The sequence below is a fragment of the Pseudoalteromonas rubra genome (assembly GCF_005887095.1).
Classification (GTDB): Bacteria; Pseudomonadota; Gammaproteobacteria; order Enterobacterales; family Alteromonadaceae; genus Pseudoalteromonas; species Pseudoalteromonas rubra_E.
Window position 1 is genome coordinate 95249 of sequence record NZ_PNCI01000016.1, and the last position, 17923, is coordinate 113171.

The 17923-nt window shown below is 47.9% G+C and carries 20 protein-coding genes; 2 read left to right on the top strand and 18 right to left on the bottom strand.

Annotation, left to right across the window (positions count from 1 at the left end; genetic code table 11):
- Positions 1–90: 90 nt before the first annotated feature.
- Genes rpsQ through rpsJ form a run of 11 tightly spaced genes read right to left on the bottom strand, consistent with a single transcriptional unit; the run spans position 91 to position 5056 of the window.
- Positions 91–348: a 30S ribosomal protein S17 gene (gene rpsQ, locus CWB99_RS07520; protein WP_049863782.1), complete on the bottom strand. Its 258-nt coding sequence runs from the start codon at positions 346–348 to the stop codon at positions 91–93.
- Positions 348–539: a 50S ribosomal protein L29 gene (gene rpmC, locus CWB99_RS07525; RefSeq protein WP_010376372.1), complete on the bottom strand. Its 192-nt coding sequence runs from the start codon at positions 537–539 to the stop codon at positions 348–350. Before rpmC ends, rpsQ begins: the two co-directional genes overlap by 1 nt.
- Positions 540–953 (bottom strand): 50S ribosomal protein L16, encoded by a 414-nt coding sequence (gene rplP / locus CWB99_RS07530; RefSeq protein WP_070986409.1) that lies wholly within the window; start codon positions 951–953, stop codon positions 540–542.
- Between the two features lie 13 nt (positions 954–966).
- Complete coding sequence (gene rpsC, locus CWB99_RS07535; RefSeq protein WP_010386168.1) at positions 967–1668, bottom strand: 30S ribosomal protein S3; 702 nt, start codon at positions 1666–1668, stop codon at positions 967–969.
- 12 nt (positions 1669–1680) lie between these two features.
- The gene (gene rplV, locus CWB99_RS07540; RefSeq protein WP_010386167.1) at positions 1681–2013 is read right to left on the bottom strand and encodes a 50S ribosomal protein L22; all 333 of its coding nucleotides are present in this window, start codon (positions 2011–2013) and stop codon (positions 1681–1683) included.
- A gap of 12 nt (positions 2014–2025) precedes the next feature.
- Positions 2026–2304 (bottom strand): 30S ribosomal protein S19, encoded by a 279-nt coding sequence (rpsS, locus tag CWB99_RS07545; RefSeq protein ID WP_010367084.1) that lies wholly within the window; start codon positions 2302–2304, stop codon positions 2026–2028.
- A 16-nt stretch (positions 2305–2320) separates the two neighbouring features.
- Entirely contained in the window at positions 2321–3145 is an 825-nt protein-coding gene (gene rplB, locus CWB99_RS07550; protein ID WP_054016992.1) for a 50S ribosomal protein L2, read from the bottom strand.
- A 17-nt stretch (positions 3146–3162) separates the two neighbouring features.
- On the bottom strand, positions 3163–3465 hold the full coding sequence (gene rplW / locus CWB99_RS07555) for a 50S ribosomal protein L23 (protein ID WP_049863779.1): 303 nt from the start codon (positions 3463–3465) through the stop codon (positions 3163–3165).
- The gene (gene rplD / locus CWB99_RS07560) at positions 3462–4064 is read right to left on the bottom strand and encodes a 50S ribosomal protein L4 (protein ID WP_010386164.1); all 603 of its coding nucleotides are present in this window, start codon (positions 4062–4064) and stop codon (positions 3462–3464) included. Before rplD ends, rplW begins: the two co-directional genes overlap by 4 nt.
- A gap of 17 nt (positions 4065–4081) precedes the next feature.
- Entirely contained in the window at positions 4082–4717 is a 636-nt protein-coding gene (rplC, locus tag CWB99_RS07565; RefSeq protein ID WP_049863778.1) for a 50S ribosomal protein L3, read from the bottom strand.
- A 27-nt stretch (positions 4718–4744) separates the two neighbouring features.
- A complete protein-coding gene (gene rpsJ, locus CWB99_RS07570) occupies positions 4745–5056 on the bottom strand; it encodes a 30S ribosomal protein S10 (RefSeq protein ID WP_005495349.1) in 312 nt (103 codons plus the stop codon).
- A 385-nt stretch (positions 5057–5441) separates the two neighbouring features.
- On the opposite strand from rpsJ, the gene plsB reads away from it, so the two are divergent.
- Positions 5442–7868, top strand: coding sequence for a glycerol-3-phosphate 1-O-acyltransferase PlsB (gene plsB / locus CWB99_RS07575; RefSeq protein ID WP_138551803.1), 2427 nt, complete (start codon positions 5442–5444; stop codon positions 7866–7868).
- A 25-nt stretch (positions 7869–7893) separates the two neighbouring features.
- On the opposite strand, the gene tesB is transcribed toward plsB, so the two are convergent.
- The gene (gene tesB, locus CWB99_RS07580) at positions 7894–8760 is read right to left on the bottom strand and encodes an acyl-CoA thioesterase II (protein WP_138551804.1); all 867 of its coding nucleotides are present in this window, start codon (positions 8758–8760) and stop codon (positions 7894–7896) included.
- A gap of 174 nt (positions 8761–8934) precedes the next feature.
- Between tesB and CWB99_RS07585 the strand changes: the two genes are divergently transcribed.
- Positions 8935–9399: an EVE domain-containing protein gene (locus tag CWB99_RS07585; protein ID WP_138551805.1), complete on the top strand. Its 465-nt coding sequence runs from the start codon at positions 8935–8937 to the stop codon at positions 9397–9399.
- Positions 9400–9426: 27 nt separating this feature from the next.
- On the opposite strand, the gene CWB99_RS07590 is transcribed toward CWB99_RS07585, so the two are convergent.
- The 6 genes from CWB99_RS07590 to CWB99_RS07615 form a co-directional block, all read right to left on the bottom strand.
- Positions 9427–9624, bottom strand: coding sequence for a hypothetical protein (locus tag CWB99_RS07590; RefSeq protein WP_046004895.1), 198 nt, complete (start codon positions 9622–9624; stop codon positions 9427–9429).
- On the bottom strand, positions 9621–10682 hold the full coding sequence (locus CWB99_RS07595) for a potassium channel family protein (RefSeq protein ID WP_138551806.1): 1062 nt from the start codon (positions 10680–10682) through the stop codon (positions 9621–9623). Before CWB99_RS07595 ends, CWB99_RS07590 begins: the two co-directional genes overlap by 4 nt.
- 162 nt (positions 10683–10844) lie before the next feature.
- Complete coding sequence (locus tag CWB99_RS07600) at positions 10845–11831, bottom strand: Ldh family oxidoreductase (RefSeq protein WP_138551807.1); 987 nt, start codon at positions 11829–11831, stop codon at positions 10845–10847.
- Positions 11828–13078, bottom strand: coding sequence for a PLP-dependent aminotransferase family protein (locus CWB99_RS07605; RefSeq protein WP_138551808.1), 1251 nt, complete (start codon positions 13076–13078; stop codon positions 11828–11830). Before CWB99_RS07605 ends, CWB99_RS07600 begins: the two co-directional genes overlap by 4 nt.
- 148 nt (positions 13079–13226) lie before the next feature.
- Complete coding sequence (locus CWB99_RS07610) at positions 13227–13712, bottom strand: VOC family protein (protein ID WP_138551809.1); 486 nt, start codon at positions 13710–13712, stop codon at positions 13227–13229.
- Positions 13713–13749: 37 nt separating this feature from the next.
- The gene (locus tag CWB99_RS07615; RefSeq protein WP_171045286.1) at positions 13750–17880 is read right to left on the bottom strand and encodes an amino acid adenylation domain-containing protein; all 4131 of its coding nucleotides are present in this window, start codon (positions 17878–17880) and stop codon (positions 13750–13752) included.
- Positions 17881–17923: the final 43 nt, after the last annotated feature.

A 17923-nucleotide genomic window follows, 5' to 3' on the forward strand; every position in this document is an offset into this window, starting at 1 on the left:
CGTTAAACAATAACCTGAACACCCCAAACGCAAAAGCCCCGACCAAAAGGCCGGGGCTTTTCAAAAGTTTAATTTAGTTAGAAACTAAAATTAAGCTTTCTTAGGACGAACCAGAACGTCTACCAAAGTCCAAGATTTTTTCTTAGAGATCGGCGCACATTCACGGATAGTCACAGTATCACCTGCTTGCGCAGTGTTGCTCTCATCGTGTGCGTGCAACTTAGTTGTACGCTTGATGAATTTACCGTAGATCGGGTGCTTAACCTGACGCTCGATAGCAACAACGATTGACTTGTCCATTTTGTCGCTAACTACACGACCTTGAAGAGTACGGATCTTATCGCTCATTATGCACCTGCCTTCTGGTTGATAACCGTTTTAACACGCGCAATATTGCGACGTACTTTTTTCAGCTCGTGAGTCTGAGCCAGCTGACCAGTGCTCGCTTGCATGCGCAGGTTGAACTGCTCACGCAGAAGCTCTAGAAGTTCAGCATTTAGCTCTTCTACGCTTTTGTCTTTAAGTTCGCTAGCTTTCATTTACATTACCGTCCGAGTTACAAAAGTGGTTTTGAAAGGTAATTTACGAGCAGCTAGGTTGAATGCTTCGCGAGCAAGCTCTTCTGAAACACCTTCCATCTCGTAAAGTACTTTACCAGGCTGAATTTCAGCAACCCAGTATTCAACAGAACCTTTACCTTTACCCATACGAACTTCAAGCGGCTTTTCTGTAATTGGCTTATCTGGGAACACACGGATCCAGATTTTACCTTGACGCTTGATGTGACGTGTCATAGCACGACGAGCTGCTTCGATTTGACGAGCAGTCATACGGCCACGGCCAGTCGCTTTCAAGCCGAAAGAACCGAAGCTAACTTTATTACCGCTATTTGCAAGACCACGGTTGCGGCCTTTGTGCACTTTACGGAATTTTGTACGTTTTGGCTGTAACATTAGTCGCTACCTCTTACTTAGCACTTTTTTTAGCTTTCTTCGGAGCGCGCTTGGCTGGCTTCTCAGCTTCTTGTTTCAGTGGAAGACCACCGATAACTTCGCCTTTGAAGATCCAAACTTTAACACCGATGATACCGTAAGTGGTCAAAGCTTCAGAAGTTGCGTAGTCGATGTCAGCACGTAGAGTGTGTAGAGGTACACGACCTTCACGGTACCACTCAGAACGTGCGATTTCAGCACCGCCTAGACGGCCGCTAACTTCAACTTTGATACCCTTTGCACCCAGACGCATTGCGTTCTGTACCGCGCGCTTCATAGCACGACGGAACATTACACGACGCTCTAGCTGTGAAGAGATACCGTCAGCAACTAGTTGTGCATCAAGCTCTGGCTTACGTACTTCTGCGATGTTGATTTGCGCAGGTACACCAGCAAGCTTAGTTACAGCGTGGCGAAGCTTTTCAACGTCTTCACCTTTTTTACCGATAACAACACCAGGACGAGCTGTGTGAATTGTTACACGGATAGATTTAGCTGGACGCTCAATAACGATTTTAGACACAGAAGCGTTTTTCAATTCCTTAGTAAGGTATTGACGCACTTTGTGATCACCAAAAAGCTGCTCAGAGAAATCTTTTGAATTCGCGTACCAGGTAGAAACCCAAGGTTTAGAGATACCTAGGCGAATACCAGTAGGATGAACTTTTTGTCCCATTACTTATATCTCCTAGCTATCTGAAACCACAACAGTGATGTGGCTTGAACGCTTAAGGATGCGGTCAGCGCGTCCTTTAGCACGTGGCATAATACGTTTCATTGTAGGACCTTCGTCTACAAATACTTTAGCCACTTTAAGCTCATCAATGTCAGCACCTTCGTTGTGCTCCGCGTTAGCGATAGCAGACTCAAGTACTTTCTTAACTAATACAGCCGCTTTCTTTGGGCTGTACGCTAGGATTTCTAGCGCGCGATCAACCGGAAGTCCGCGGATCTGATCTGCAACTAGACGTGCTTTTTGCGCCGAACCAGAGGCGAATTTGTGTTTAGCTAATGCTTCCATCATACCCTCCGATTAACGCTTTTTAGCTTTCTTATCCGCAGCGTGACCGCGGTAAGTACGTGTAGGTGCAAATTCACCTAGTTTGTGACCGATCATTTCGTCTGTAACGAATACAGGTACGTGCTGACGACCATTATGGACAGCGATGGTCAATCCGATCATGTTAGGGATGATCATTGAACGACGGCTCCAAGTCTTGATAGGCTTCTTGTCACCGCTTTCCAACGCCTTCTCTACCTTCTTCAGCAAGTGTAGGTCAATGAATGGACCCTTCTTGAGAGAACGTGGCATGGCAATTCCTCAACTATTACTTAGTACGACGACGTACGATAAATTTATCAGTACGCTTGTTCTTACGTGTCTTAGCACCTTTAGTCGGCTTACCCCATGGAGACACAGGGTGACGACCACCAGATGTACGACCTTCACCACCACCGTGTGGGTGGTCTACCGGGTTCATGGCAACACCACGAACTGTAGGACGAACACCACGCCAGCGAGTTGCACCAGCTTTACCTAGTGAACGTAGCATGTGTTCAGCGTTACCTACTTCACCGATAGTTGCGCGACAATCCGCTTCAACTTTACGCATTTCACCTGAACGTAGACGTAGAGTCACGTACTGGCCTTCACGCGCTAGGATCTGTACATATGCACCAGCAGAACGAGCAATCTGAGCACCTTTACCAGGCTTAAGCTCAACATTGTGTACCGTTGTACCTACTGGGATGTTACGCATAGGCATTGCGTTACCAGCTTTGATTGGTGCATCAACACCAGACTGGATTGCATCACCCGCTTGAACACCTTTAGGTGCGATGATGTAACGACGCTCACCGTCTGCATATAATACAAGAGCGATGTTTGCGCTACGGTTAGGATCGTACTCTAGACGCTCAACTTTAGCTGGGATGCCATCTTTGGTGCGTTTAAAGTCGATTAAACGGTAGTGTTGCTTGTGACCACCACCGATGTGACGAACCGTGATACGACCGTTGTTGTTACGACCACCTGATTTAGAGTTTTTCTCTAATAGCGGAGCGTAAGGCTTACCCTTGTGCAGATCAGGGTTAACCACTTTAACGACGTGACGACGACCCGCAGAAGTTGGTTTACACTTTTGAAGTGCCATAATTCTAACTCCCCTTATTACTCGGCGCCGCCGACAAAGTCTAGCTCGCTGCCTTCTTTAAGAGTAACGTAGGCTTTCTTCCAGTCTGAACGACGGCCGAAACGCATGCCTGTACGCTTAGTTTTACCCTTAACATTTAGCGTGCGAACACCAGTTACTTCTACTTCGAAAAGCTTCTCAACAGCAGCTTTGATTTCTGCTTTGTTTGCATCTTTAACTACTTTGAAAACAATCGTGTTGTTCTCTTCAGCAGAGATGGTGCTTTTCTCAGAGATGTGTGGAGCAAGGATTACTTTTAAAAGACGTTCTTCACGGATCATGCTAGCGCCTCCTCAAGTTGCTTAACAGCAGCAGCAGTAATCAGTACCTTATCGAAAGCGATTAGGCTTACTGGGTCGATGCCAGCTACATCACGCGTGTCAACCTTGTACAGGTTACGTGCAGAAAGGAATAGATTCTCATCTACTTCTTCAGTCACGATTAGTACGTCTTTAAGCTCAAGCTCTTTCAGCTTAGCTACTAGTTCTTTAGTCTTTGGTGCTTCTAGACCAAATTCTTCAACAACTACTAGACGATCTTGACGAACAAGCTCAGAAAGAATGCTCTTGATCGCACCGCGATACATCTTACGGTTAACTTTTTGGCTGTGATCTTGCGGCTTAGCTGCAAAGCTCACACCACCGCTGCGCCAGATTGGGCTGCGGATTGTACCAGCACGTGCACGGCCAGTACCTTTTTGGCGGAATGGTTTTTTACCACCACCAGCAACTTCAGAACGTGTCTTCTGAGCTTTAGTACCCTGACGAGCACCTGCTGCGAAAGCAACAACTACTTGGTGTACTAATGCTTCGTTAAACTCACGTCCAAAAGTAGCTTCGGAAACTTCAAGCGCACCAGCGCCTTTAATTGCTAATTCCATCACTAAATCTCCAGGACTTAAGCTTTAACAGCTGGTTTAACGATAACGTCGCCGCCGATAGCGCCAGGTACTGCACCTTTAACTAAAAGCAGATTACGCTCAGCGTCAACACGTACTAGCTCTAGGTTCTGAGTAGTTGTTTGCACATTACCCATTTGACCAGCCATTTTCTTACCTTTAAACACCTTACCAGGTGATTGGTTTTGACCGATTGAACCAGGAGCACGGTGAGATAGAGAGTTACCGTGAGTAGCGTCTTGCGTGCTGAAATTCCAGCGCTTAACACCACCTTGGAAACCTTTACCTTTTGAAGTACCAGTAACGTCTACTTTGTTTACTTCGTTGAATAGCTCAACAGTAAGCTCAGCACCTACTTCAAACTCACCTTCACCGCCGTTAAGACGGAATTCCCACAGGCCGCGACCCGCTTCAACACCAGCTTTAGCGAAGTGACCCGCTTCTGGTTTGTTTACACGGCTTGCTTTTTTCTCGCCTGCAGTAACTTGAAGCGCGTTGTAACCGTCTGTTGCGTCAGATTTGATCTGAGTAACACGGTTAGGAGTCGCTTCGATAACTGTCACAGGGATAGATACACCATCTTCAGTGAAGATGCGTGTCATACCCACTTTACGACCGACTAGACCTAATGCCATTTTCCTAAAACCTCTCTAATCTTTCGATTAACCCAGGCTGATTTGAACATCAACACCAGCAGCAAGGTCTAGGCGCATTAGAGCGTCTACAGTCTTGTCAGTTGGTTCTACGATGTCGATCAGACGTTTGTGGGTGCGGATTTCATACTGATCACGCGCGTCTTTGTTTACGTGCGGAGAGATCAATACAGTGAAACGTTCAAAGCGAGTAGGAAGTGGGATTGGACCACGTACCTGAGCGCCAGTGCGTTTCGCAGTTTCCACGATTTCCGCCGTTGATTGGTCAATCAAACGGTGGTCAAAAGCTTTTAGGCGAATACGAATGCGTTGATTTGACATTCTTAAACCTCAATTAAAAGAGCATTTAAAAAGAGCATAAAAAAACCCCCGAGGCCATCTCAATTTATAAGAGGTCGGTTGTTCTTCTATTTCTACCATTGAACTCCAAATCGGAGTTCCTGTTTACGTGCCTGAAATCCAGGCCTTTGTATGACTTTCTTGTGACGAATCACAGAAAGTTTGAGCATTATAATGACACTGGTGATAAATGCAACAATTATTGCAAAATTATTTGTCCTGCGCCGCGTCTTCACTGTAAGTGGCACAAGGCGTCTATACTTTACGCAAGGGAATACACATCAGCCTTGTCATTGAACTGACACAAATGGTCAGTCCAGTTAAAGCCTGATATTCTATACAGCAAAAATACAAACCTGGTACTGCTATGCGCTTACTTTCTCAGGGGCTCAACCGAGTGGCCCAATGGACCAACTGCTTGCTGGTCAGGAGCAAACTGTTGCCGACAGATCCAGTGTCGCAGTTCGACCTGGATCCAAGCTTGCCCACTTTTTATGTTGCCCGACTAAACTCTCGGGCCGATCTGGCTGCACTGAATGCGATGTGTAAAAAGCTGGGACTGCCAAGCCCGATGCAGGATCAGGTGCTGGGAAGTAAAACGCTACCGCGTTTTATCGGCATCAAGAACCCGACTCCGCTACTGAGCAAAACGCCAGGCCCAAGCCCGGCGATTGACCAGGGCAAAGCCATTTTCTCTGCCCTGCGTGCGCATCCTGATATCAAAGCACAAGTGATCCCAGTCACAGTGTTATGGGGTCGTAACCCCGGTAAAGAAAAGCCCGGCTTAGGTACCCTGTTTAGCCATTCACTGACCCCCAGCTGGTTGCGAAAGGCTATGGTAGTGCTGTTTTCCGGTCGCGACAATTTAGTACGCTTTTCCGCGCCCATCGCGCTGGACCAGCTTATGACTGACAAATCGGACGTCGACGAGTTACCTCATAAGCTGCTGCGCGTGGCCCGGGTGCACTTTCACCGCCAGAAGCTGGCTGCAACAGGACCCAAGTTGCCTTCGCGAGAAGCCTTGTTCAATTCTCTGTTGGCTGCCCCGAGCATTAAAAGGGCCATTGCCGACGAAGCCAAATCAAAAGGGCTGAGCCATGAAGAAGCGCGCTTAAAAGCACTGGAGTTGCTCGAAGAAGTCGCCGCCAATTATTCCGAAGCCATGGTTCGCGTGGGCGATCGCGTACTGACCTGGTTGTGGAACAAACTCTACAACGGCATTGAAGTCAAAAATGCCGAGCGCGTGCATGAGCTGGCCGACAAAGGTCATGAGATCATTTACGTGCCCTGCCACCGCAGCCACATGGACTATCTGCTGCTGACCTATGTGATTTACCATCAGGGCCTGGTGCCGCCACACATAGCCGCGGGGGTGAACCTCAACTTTTTCCCGGCCGGTGGCATTTTCCGCCGTTGTGGTGCATTTTTTATTCGTCGCTCCTTCGCTGGCAACAAGCTCTACTCCGCTATCTTTAAAGAGTATCTGACCCAGCTGTTTATCAAGGGCTATTCCGTTAAGTTTTATACCGAAGGTGGCCGCAGCCGTACCGGTCGCTTATTACCACCCAAAACCGGTATGCTGGCCATGACTATGCAGTCAATGCTGCGTGGTATCGACCGCCCCATCTCCATTGTGCCCGTTTATATTGGCTATGAGCATGTCATGGAGATCAACACCTATCTGAAGGAACTGGCGGGTAACAGTAAAAAGAATGAATCCGTCGCCGGGGTCTTTAAAGCCATTAAAAACCTCAAAAACTATGGCCGCGGCTATCTGAACTTTGGTGAGCCTATCCACCTGAATCAATACCTGAATGAACATCAGGCAGACTGGCGAGATACCATAGGCCAGGATGAGGGCGTTAAGCCGCAATGGCTAAACGGCCAGGTGGCATTGGTCGCAGACCAAATCATGACCAACATTAATGCCAGTGCTGCACTAAACTCCATCAATCTGCTGGCCATGGTACTGTTGTGTAATGAGCAGTTTGCACTGAGCAAGCAGAAGCTGCTATCCCAACTACGCTTTTATCTCACTTTGCAAAACCAGGCACCTTACAACACCAATGTCACAGCACCGGATGAAGATGCCGAAGCCCTGCTAGAGCATGCGCTGAAACTGGATAAATTCGATGTGCTGGAGGATGAGCTGGGTGAGATCATCACCATCAAGGAGAAAGAACGTACGCTGTTCAATTATTACCGCAACAACATTTTGCACCTGTTTGCCGTACCCAGTGTGATTGCTCAGATGTTGTTTAACCGCTACAGCGTCACAGTTACTGAGTGCCAGGAGCGTCTCAGCACACTGTACCCACTCTTTGCCAAAGAGTGGTTTATGCATGACCTGCGTGAAGACTATATCACAGAAGTGCTGACCTGCTTCGCTCAGCAGGGTCTCATAGACTTTGATGGCCACCTGGCCACAACAGTGAAAGACAACAAGGCACTGGCACAACTGGAAATGCTCGGTAAAGTGATCCATCTGACACTGGAGCGCTATGCCATCAGTGTCAGCTTGCTGCTGCGAGATCAGGGTATTGCTCGTGCCACACTGGAAAGTGAAAGTGAGGTGCTGGCCAAAAGACTGGGGACCTTACATGGCATTAAGAGCCCGGAGTTTTTTGACAAGAAAGTACAGAGTAACCTGATTAATGTGCTGCAAGCACAAGGCTTTATCGACATTTCTGATCAGCAAAAAATCGCAGCAATGCCCGCACTCACAACGCTGTCTGATCACCTCAATGATCTGCTGCCAGCCAGGATCTGGCAGTCCATCCGCGACACACTATAAAGGACGAACTACCAACAAACCGGCGTCAGCGCGCTTCGCGCTGGCGCATCACCCCTTCCTGAATAGTCGACGCCACCAACTCTCCCTGACGGTTGAAGAACTGGCCTCTGACCAGACCGCGACCATTACTGGCACTGGGGCTGTCAACACTGTAGAGCAGCCACTCGTCCATGCGGAAAGGACGATGGAACCACATGGCATGATCTATGGTTGCCACTTGCATATTCTTCTGCATGAAGGATACGCCATGGGGCTGCAATGCCGTCGGTAAAAACTCAAAATCCGAGGCATACGCCAGCAAGTAGTTATGGATACGGCGATCATCGGGCATCTCGCCACTGGCTTTAAACCAGACATGACGTACAGGCGCCATCACCTCAGGCTGAAACGGGTTATGAAATTCCACCGGGCGCATTTCAATGGGCATCTGTTGCGTAAACTTGGCAACCAGCGGCTCAGGGATCAGATCGGCTTTGTCCTGATAAAACTCCAGCGATGACCGCAGCGCCTCGGGTCCGGGAACCTCAGGCATTTCAGACTGGTGTGATAGGCCTGGTTCATCTCCCTGGAAAGAAGCCGTCATATAGAAGATAGGCTTGCCGTACTGAATGGCGCTGACCCTGCGTGTACTGAAGCTGCGCCCATCACGAATATTCTCCACATCGTACACTATGGGTTTGCTGGCATCACCCGGGCGTAAAAAGTACGAGTGCAACGAATGAACATAACGCCCCTCTGGCAATGTATATTTAGCTGCCGACAACGCCTGACCCATTACCTGGCCGCCAAACACTTGCGGGAAGCCCAGATCCTGGCTCTGACCGCGGTAGATCCCCTGTTCAATTTCTTCCAGCTGAAGTAGCTCCAGCAACCCTTTTAATGCCTGACTCATTGCGCACCTCTTTCACTGCGTAGCGGATCTCATAATTATACACTATTGTGCAAGTAAAGAGAGGCATCGCAAGTTAAATCAGGTGGTTAACCCTGAACGACAGACTGAGTACATAGCGGGTCAGGCAAGAGTGAGGTAAACTGGTTACCCGCTTTCTCAGACAAGGTAATTGACATGGCATACTGGTTATTTAAAACCGAACCCGACGCATTTTCCATTGACGATCTACATCAGGCACCTGAGCAGAGTACGTTCTGGGAAGGGATCCGCAATTATCAGGCACGTAACTTTCTGCGTGACGATGTGCAGGTAGGCGATCAGGTCTTTATCTATCATTCAAGCTGTAAAGTCCCAGCCGTTGTGGGTATCGCCACAGTGACCAAAGGCGCTGAGGTCGATCCCCATCAGTTTGACCTGAGCAGCGATTATTATGACGCCAAGTCCAGCCAGGACAACCCCCGCTGGGTAGGTGTGACACTGCGCTTTGCGCAACATCTGGCACATCCGGTGACACTGAAAGCAATCAAAGCCGACCCAGCCATCACCGAGCTGGCACTGAAAAAAGCCGGCCGACTTTCTATTATGCCAGTCACCGAAACGGAGTGGACACATATCTGCCGGCTTGGCGGAGCTGTGTAACACCGCCAGGCCAGAGCGCAATAAACTTCAGCGATGTTTTTTCTGTTTTCCCCCCTTGGGGATCATAGAGAAGTACAAGATCAACGCCAGCCAGGAAAACAGCAAAGTACCTATCAGCCAGCCATTTTTTTCATGGCCACGGGTGCGCTTACTGCCAGCAACCAGCCCTATGGGCAGTAAATACAGGCAAAGCGCGCCCATCAGTAACATCAGTTCGTCGGTCATACCCGCTCCCAGTTCACCTCACTATGGAGCACCCGCTGCGGAGCTATGTAATGTAGTACATCTCCCCCTTTTAGCGCGTAGTCCAGAGGTGGGTTTAAATCCATATCACGACCACTGAGGTCGTGCGCCACCCCCAGCAAAGTCGCATTGTGATGCTGTTTAAAATACAAAAATAGCTGACCAAAGGTCAGAGCGCCTAATGACATCGGCAACTGCAAACTAAACTGAGTATCACCATGCAGAGTCGATAGCAGCTCTTCCTGAATACGACTGGACCCTGGGTCCTGCATCGAACGCACCAGGATCTCGGCAGACATGGCTGTCGAGCACTCGACATTACGGCAGTGCTGACGCAATAATTGTGCTTTAGTTTCATCATTAAAATGGGCACTGATGTGCGCAGACGTTTTTACCAGTGGGCTCAGTTTTAACGCCGTAGTAAAGGTCTGATCGTCATCCTGACCATCCACAATGATTTTGTCTGCATGAGCCAGTCCGGTGCGCGCCAGTTGCAGATCATCGGTAAAGCTTACCAGGCGAACAAAGTCGACCTCGGTGAAGCGCAACAGCGGGTGCTCCATCTCATCACACACCGCCAGCACGATGCGTCTTGCTATGCGTTTGTTGTCGGCCAGTATATATTCGATCATGCGCTCCGTGCGGGTTGCATGCCAACCGAAAATAATGATGTGATCGCTCAGATGTGAATAGTCTTTATCGCCCTTCATTGCTCGTTTTACCCAAATTGTAATTAGTTGCCCAACCTTACCCAGCAAAATACCAAACAGTGCCAGCCCCAGCGGGATTTGAAATATGGCCACAACCCAGCGTCCCATATCGGTTGTGGCACTAAAGTCGCCATAACCGACGGTCGATGTGGTCACCACGTAATAATAGATATAAGTGCTGCCGGGCAATAACGCATGCTCCTGAGCGAACCATAATAGCGCCCAGGTTGCCCCCATATGCAACAGTGTCGCCAGACCAATCAAGGGCCAGCTGGCCTGATCAATGTGCGTTTGTAATACAAAAAGTATACGTTTGATAAGTAAGGGCATAAATTTCCTTTAGATCCACCGCCAAATCCCTGGAAGCACGACTTTGTCCAGTGTGCTACCGGCATTCAGCGATCAGCGTTAAACCTGAACGTCATATGCTTTAATGGGCATACTACACTGTGAATTTACCAAAAGAAAAATACGTGCACAAAACGTTTGCATTTAGCACATATAATCACGCAACCAGGGTTCGACTGGGATCCCTGTTTCTTGCCGCGCTTGCTTATTTTTCAACTCTAACTCACCCGGTAAAATAGCCTCAGGCGCAACTTTCATTGCTTCTTCCATTAAGCGTGCGACATCATTTTTAAACTGCTCTAAGGGAATAAACATTTCGGGGTTAATGGCCAAAAAGAAATGCGAAACTTTTCTTGGGCTATCATAAGGTGCTTCGTACAAATGACTCAACTGATGATCGAATGGCATGCCGGCCAGCAACGCTGTCATAACCTGTACAAAAAAGCCTAGAGCCTGACCTTTATATCCGCCCAAGGGAGTCAATGCACGCACGCTTTTCCCTTCACCTGTGTGCTCTATATTGGCCCAGCTTTCAGGTATGGCCTCATTAGCCGCCAGCATTTTCTTTATTTTAGAGTAACTGACTTGGCTGGTCGCAAAATCCGCACTAAAGTGCCCCGTCGGAGTGGGCGCACTGAATGCGATTGGGTTGGTGCCCAAAAATGCATCCAATCCGCCTTTTAGCGATACCAGCGCATCGCTATTTGTCATACAAATACCGAGTAACCCCTCTTGTGCAGCCATTTTTGTGAAGTTTGCTGCTGCGCCAAAATGATTTGAATTTCGCACCACAACGGCTCCCAGCCAGCTTTGCTTTGCTTTGCAGATTGCCTCACGCATGGCCCAGGATGATGCCACTAAACCATTGGCCCCATCGGCATCGACGAGTCCGCCTACTGGCGTTTCATGAACAAATTGAATATTGGGGATAACTTTGGCCCTGCCACCAATGAATTCATTCACATAGGTTGGAAACAAACGAATGCCATGGGTGTCAGTGCCTTCTAAGCTGGTATCGGTTAACATATCAGCAATGAGCAGGGCATCGTCCTGACTGAGCCCCAACTTAACCAACTCACGTTGCATGATACTACAAACGTCTGCCGCCGAAATAAACGAAGATTGCGTCATAAGCCTGCTCCCATTTTGCTGTCAATAAATTCACTCAACTTACACACAGCATCAGACACTTTGTCTTCACTGATGTTACTAAATGCAAGGCGGATCAAGCGCCGGTTTTTTTGCTCAGCCAGAGAGAAAAAGTACACGGGCGTAAAAATCACATTGAAGTGCTCTGCACAATCGAACACGTCTTCATCCGATACATCAAAAGGGACAGACACAACCAAAAAGAACCCGCCTGGTGGCAAAGTCCAGCTAATTGCACTGTGTTTACCCAGGTAATGGGTCAGGGCACGATCCAGTGCATCTCGTTTTGTTTTATAGACATCGCGCAAAGGTGCCATGGCATTATCGAGAGAGTAATCATGCTCTAGCAAGTAACCACCTACCATTGCCTGACATACCTGGCTCGTATTGACACTGATCAGACTCTTCAGCGCAACCAGTTGTGCAGCCTCCTCAGTACGCTGTGCTGGCAACACCAAATAGCCAACCCGCAGTGCCGGTAAGATGGTTTTAGCAAAAGAGCCGATGTAGTATACGCAACCGCGGTCGTCCAGAGATTTAATCGTTGCTGCGCGCGTACCTTCATAATTGAACATACCGTATGGATTATCTTCGATAATCTTGATGCCGGATTCAGAACAAACATCAATCAACACTTTCTTGTGTGCATCCGACAAACTAAAACCCAATGGGTTATTAAAATCACCATTCACGTATAGGGCTTTGGGTTGATACCCTTTGTTACGAGTGTTGCGGATTTCAACGTCTAAATTTGCTTTGAATGCCGCGCTATCTTGCAATACCGCCTCGTCAACAGGCAAAGGCTCAACATGCTTACCAACTGACTGAATAAAGCCTGACAATCCGATATATGACGGATCAAGCGTCAAAATACAATCATCAGGGTGTGTCAGTTCGGTAAGGCAAAGCAGGGTTAAGGCTTCCTGGCAGCCATTCGTCACTATGATATCTGCCGTAGATGCATGGATCTGTTCATCAGTTAACAAATGTCGCACCAGGATATCATTGATAATTCCGGCAGTGGGGCCATATTGCAACAACAACGCCTGCGCATCAGCATAAGTTAAACCGTTTTTTTCAGCATAATACGTTGTATAAGTGTGCTGTAAGTTCGATAAGTTAATACTCTTAAAAAACCGGGCATCCGGGCGCCCCGAAGCCAATGAATAGGCTGCGGGAAAACGGCTAGATACTTCGTTTAAAAAGTTCATTACTTCGAGTTGTTTCATGAGGTAATACCATTTATAGAAGGTCCCTCCGTTCTTTATCCAGTATATCAACCGTGTTGTGATTTACGCACAGGCTCAGCTGGGTAAGAATGGAGAATAAGTGGTCTCTCTGGCACAGGTGCCAGCAATCACGCCAAATTCAATCCTGTTAGTAGGACTCACCTGACTCTAGTTGCTCAAACAACCGATTGATATTGCTATCTTCAAACGAGAAGTTGCCATCACGCTCGATAAACTCGTACATCATGCCAGTATTAGCATCTCGCTTACTGAATACTTGTTTCAGCCCCGCAGAACACAGTATTTCTGTAGAAAATTCCATGCCTTTTTTTTGTAGCTCCTCATACACGTTCTCAATTCCTTCAACCTGAAATGCAACGTGCTGAACGCCAGTACCATATTGCTCTATGTAACGCTCAATTTGAGAACCTTCACTGTTCGATACCAGTAAAACGACCGAAAACTCTTCAGAAGCCATAACCGCAGAGCGCATACTGGTCAATTTTCCTTTCGTTTCCCTAATGGAATCTAGTTCAAACCCGAGTACATCCTGATGATATTTAATTGCTGCATCCAAATCTGTTACAGCAATGGCGAGATGGTCAATCTTTTTATAGTCCTTGAATAAATACATACTCTTATCTCTTTTTATTATAAATTCTATTTTGCTCTTAAAATGCGCGCTTAATAACTGCCAGCAACTCTTCAATCAAGTTTTTAGCCGTTTCCCCTAGCACATCATTGCTATCATACTGTACGACCCACGTCAGTATCTCCCCCTCAACACTGAAAGAAAACTCCAGCGGAAACCCAAAGTAATCTTGCCCAATCAGTGTGTTATGCGTCACCTCCTGGTCTTTTGTTAATTGTTCTTTTTGATAACGCGTCAGCTCATTGTTAGACGTTAAATGATGGAACTCAACATAGTTAAATGTCACCTGAAATGGCACACAACCACCATGTAGTGCTATTTGCTGTGGCAGTGGCAAACGAATGGCCTGCTCCATTTCAAGCAGTTCAGCATGTGCCTGTAATGCCATTTCTCGAGTGGAAAGGTTGCTTGCAACCCTGACAGGCAGCAAGTTCCAGAATAACCCCATTGACCCCAACGGATCCGACAAAGCTGGATTACGCCCATTAGAAATCAGTCCTAAGGTTGTCCAGGGCTCTCCAAGCTGGTGCGCCAGCGCTTTCGTCAGTGCCGCAATCAATACACTCTTAAAGTGAACTGAATGCTCTTTGGCCCATTGCTGGCCGGAACTGAGCTTAATGTGTCCCGTAAATGACTCAACATGCTGCACATAGGGGCGCTGTTTTTCTAGTCGACTGCCACTAAAATGTGCGGCCTTGTTTTGCCAATACGCCAGGGTCGCAGAGTGTCCAACCATCTCATTGATTTCCTGCGCAACAAACTCTTTAAGCACGTTTGGCTGTCCAGCCACTTCAGATTTACTTAAGACTCGTTGACCCGCAAGACGCTGCTCAACATTGTTTTTAAAAGTGACATTACCCCAGCCATCCTGAATAGCGTGCAGATTACTGGTGATCAGACTTGCGCCTCCGGCACTCTCTTCGATGTAATAAAAACGCACTAAAGGGTCAGCTATCTGACGCCACTCATAGGGCCGCTGATTATCTTGACGCAGCAGCTGTGCAACTAACTCATCGCGCTCGGCACGGCCTGACACCTTGTAGGTTTCGATGCTGGGTTCCACGTGCTCTAGTAACACCTGAAACAAACGCCCTTCATGTTCGACAAAGCGCGTTCTGAAATTGACACTTTGTAATTCATAGTCCAACGCAGTACGCAACTGAGCAAAATCCGCCATTGCCGGCGGTAACTCAATGACCTCCTGAGGGTGAAACAGGCCCACCCTGTGTATATCGAGATCATATTGATTGAGCATATAAACCTGCATGCCCGTTGCAGGATAAACATCGCAATATTGAGTCCGCAACGCCTCTGGCACGGCTTCTTCTGGCAGCACATTGCTCGTTGCATCGTGTGTGCCTGCTTGTTGTTCCATCACTGTTGCCAGAGATTGTATTGTGGGGTTATCAAACACCTCCATCAGTGACAAATTAAAGCCTCGCTGGTTCAACTCATAAGCGACTTTGATCCCTTTAATGGAATCCCCTCCCAACGAAAAAAAGTTGTCATTGATGCCGACTTTTTCTGACAGACCCAGTACTTTTTCCCACACCTGAGCCAGCTGCTTTTCTACTTCGGTGCTCGGTGCCTGATATTCTGCCCTTGCCTGCTTCTGTGCCAATAACAGCAGCGCTTTTTTATCAACTTTGCCGTTCACCGTCATTGCAAATGTATCGACTTTAAAAAAGTGCTCAGGGATCATAAAGGCGGGCAGCATATTCTGCAGATACCCCCTCAGCGTGTCTTCTGACAAAGTATCGTCTTGTGTTTTATAAAAAAGTGTTAGCCTGTTTTGAGCACAGTGGTACACGCACTCCGCTTTAACAACGCCGTCACATTGTGCTGCTGCACTGCTCACTGCACTCAAGTCAATACGATAACCATTGTGCTTAATTTGATTATCTTTTCGATCAATATAATAGATATTGCCATCTGCCAGTGTGCGTACAATATCACCTGTGCGGTAGTAACGAACGCCTGCCTCATCAACATAAGTGGCTCGCGCCGTAGCCTGAGGGTTATCAAGGTAACCGCTAAAGAGCGCTGGCCCTGACAGCACAAGCTCTCCGCTTTCCCCCAACGACACAGGTTTATCATCCCCATTCAAAATCTGACAAGTCACATTGGCAATTGGCTGACCGATCGGAACCAAGTCGCAACTCAACTGTCGATCAACAACATAGTAAGTCGCATCAATACAGGTTTCTGTCGGACCATACAAATTAACCAAGGTGCAATTCAACCTTGTCTTAACCTGCTCAGCACTGCGAGTAGGCAGCGCCTCCCCTCCACAAAACAAGGTACGCAGTGCCAACTGCTCGGCATTAAAGTCATCATGTTCCAGCAGCACGCTCAAATACGACGGCACCACCTGCAATAAGGTAATGTCATAACCCTTAACCAACTGCATAAACGCATCGACATCATATAGCACTGATTGCTCAGCTATCACACAATTCACGCCTGACAGCAAAACAACCCAAAACTCCCAGACTGAGGCATCAAATCCAGCACTGGTTTTTTGTAACAATGTATCGCCCGGCCCGACTGAAAAGGTCTGCTCGAACCACCTCATGTGGTTATTCAGCGCGCCATAACTCACTTCAATGCCTTTCGGCTCACCAGTCGATCCCGAGGTAAAAATAACATAGGCAATGTCCGTCTCGACAACGTCAGCAATCACCATAGCACTGCTGTAATGAGTCAGATCCAGTTCTTGCAAATTAATGCTCATTACCGAGCCAATTTGTTCAGTTCCCAATAAGGAAGTGATCACACATGTCGCGTCGAGTTGCGCTGAAATTGCAGCCACACGTTGCGCGGGCATACTTTCGTTGAGGGGCACGTAAGTTGCCCCAAGCTTAGTCACTGCCAGCATCGCTGTAAAAAACGCAATGGAACGAGGCTCCCAGATGACCACTTTGGCCCCTTTTTTAACCCCATGCTCCGAGAGGTAATTGGCCAATTTATTAGCCCTTTCATGCAATCCAGCTAATCCGCATTGCGCCACGCCCGGCTCAATAATTTTACTATCAGGGTAGTCAGTTGCAGCTTGTTCAAGCCAGGACTGCAATGAGTTTTGAATTGGCATCTGCGCGCCGCTCAGCTGCCAGGGTTCAGGTAAGGAATCCTGCTGCTTCAAAACCGAAGCTATGTTACTGTGTAGCAGCCTCACAGCATCAGCTGTAAATCTGATCGAAGAAAAGCTGGTGTGCAGTGCCAGTGAGTCAGCACAGTCAAACAAGACGTGGGTTAAGGCGCCACCGTTATGACAATAAATAATATCTTGTGGAGTAAAACGGCTGTGCAATTCTGGTGAGAAGTAATAATAGGTATGCAAATAGGGTGTCTGGCTTTCAGCATAAAAACACTCGGCAATACCACCTAGTAACTCTCTGCCCGCGAGCTCTGAAACAATCGCATCGCTTAACGTGCTCACCTCGCCCATTGCCATTGGTAATCCGCAAAGTAAAGCACCCGGCACCGATCGCAAATCCTCATCTTCACGCAACGATACCAGGGATGTCATCTGAGCCTGGTTATTAAAGCGCCGCATCGCCAGTTTAGCCGCAGCTGACACGACGGCTTCTGACGTGGTATCAAATTGCGCCGCAAGTGCAGCAATGGTTGCCCGGTAACCCTGTAAATCCAGTGTCACAGTGTGCACCTGCTCTTGATCTTCTAACTGATAATGTTCAATACTCAGCCTTTGCTTTTCCTGATCTTCTAAGCTTTCTTTCCCCACCAGTTCAGCCAGTTGTGGTTTATCAGGATCCATGGCAATACCATCAAGCCAGGCCTTCACTTCGCTAAACTGAATGCGCTCTTCGTCTGGGTCGCTGTTACATTCGGTATCAAGTAATTGCGCTAAGATAAGTTGCAGCGTCTGGAGGTCTGCATAATGGTTTGGCGCACAAAGGGTAAGCCAGAACTGCTCATCAGAAATCGCCAACACTCCCACAGCAAGCACAGCCAAAGCTTGTTCTGTTGCACAACGCAATGCTTCTTGTGCTTCTTCCACTTCTGATTCGCATGAGACATTGCGACGCTCGAGCACAAAAGGCTGCAAAGGATGCTCTCCCTGAGGACTCCATGAACTATCAGTGGAAAACGCATCATGAACTGAGGTTAAACTAAGCAATTTTTGCATAAGCTCGGACTCATTGAATAAGCCTGTACAAATACCGCTGAGC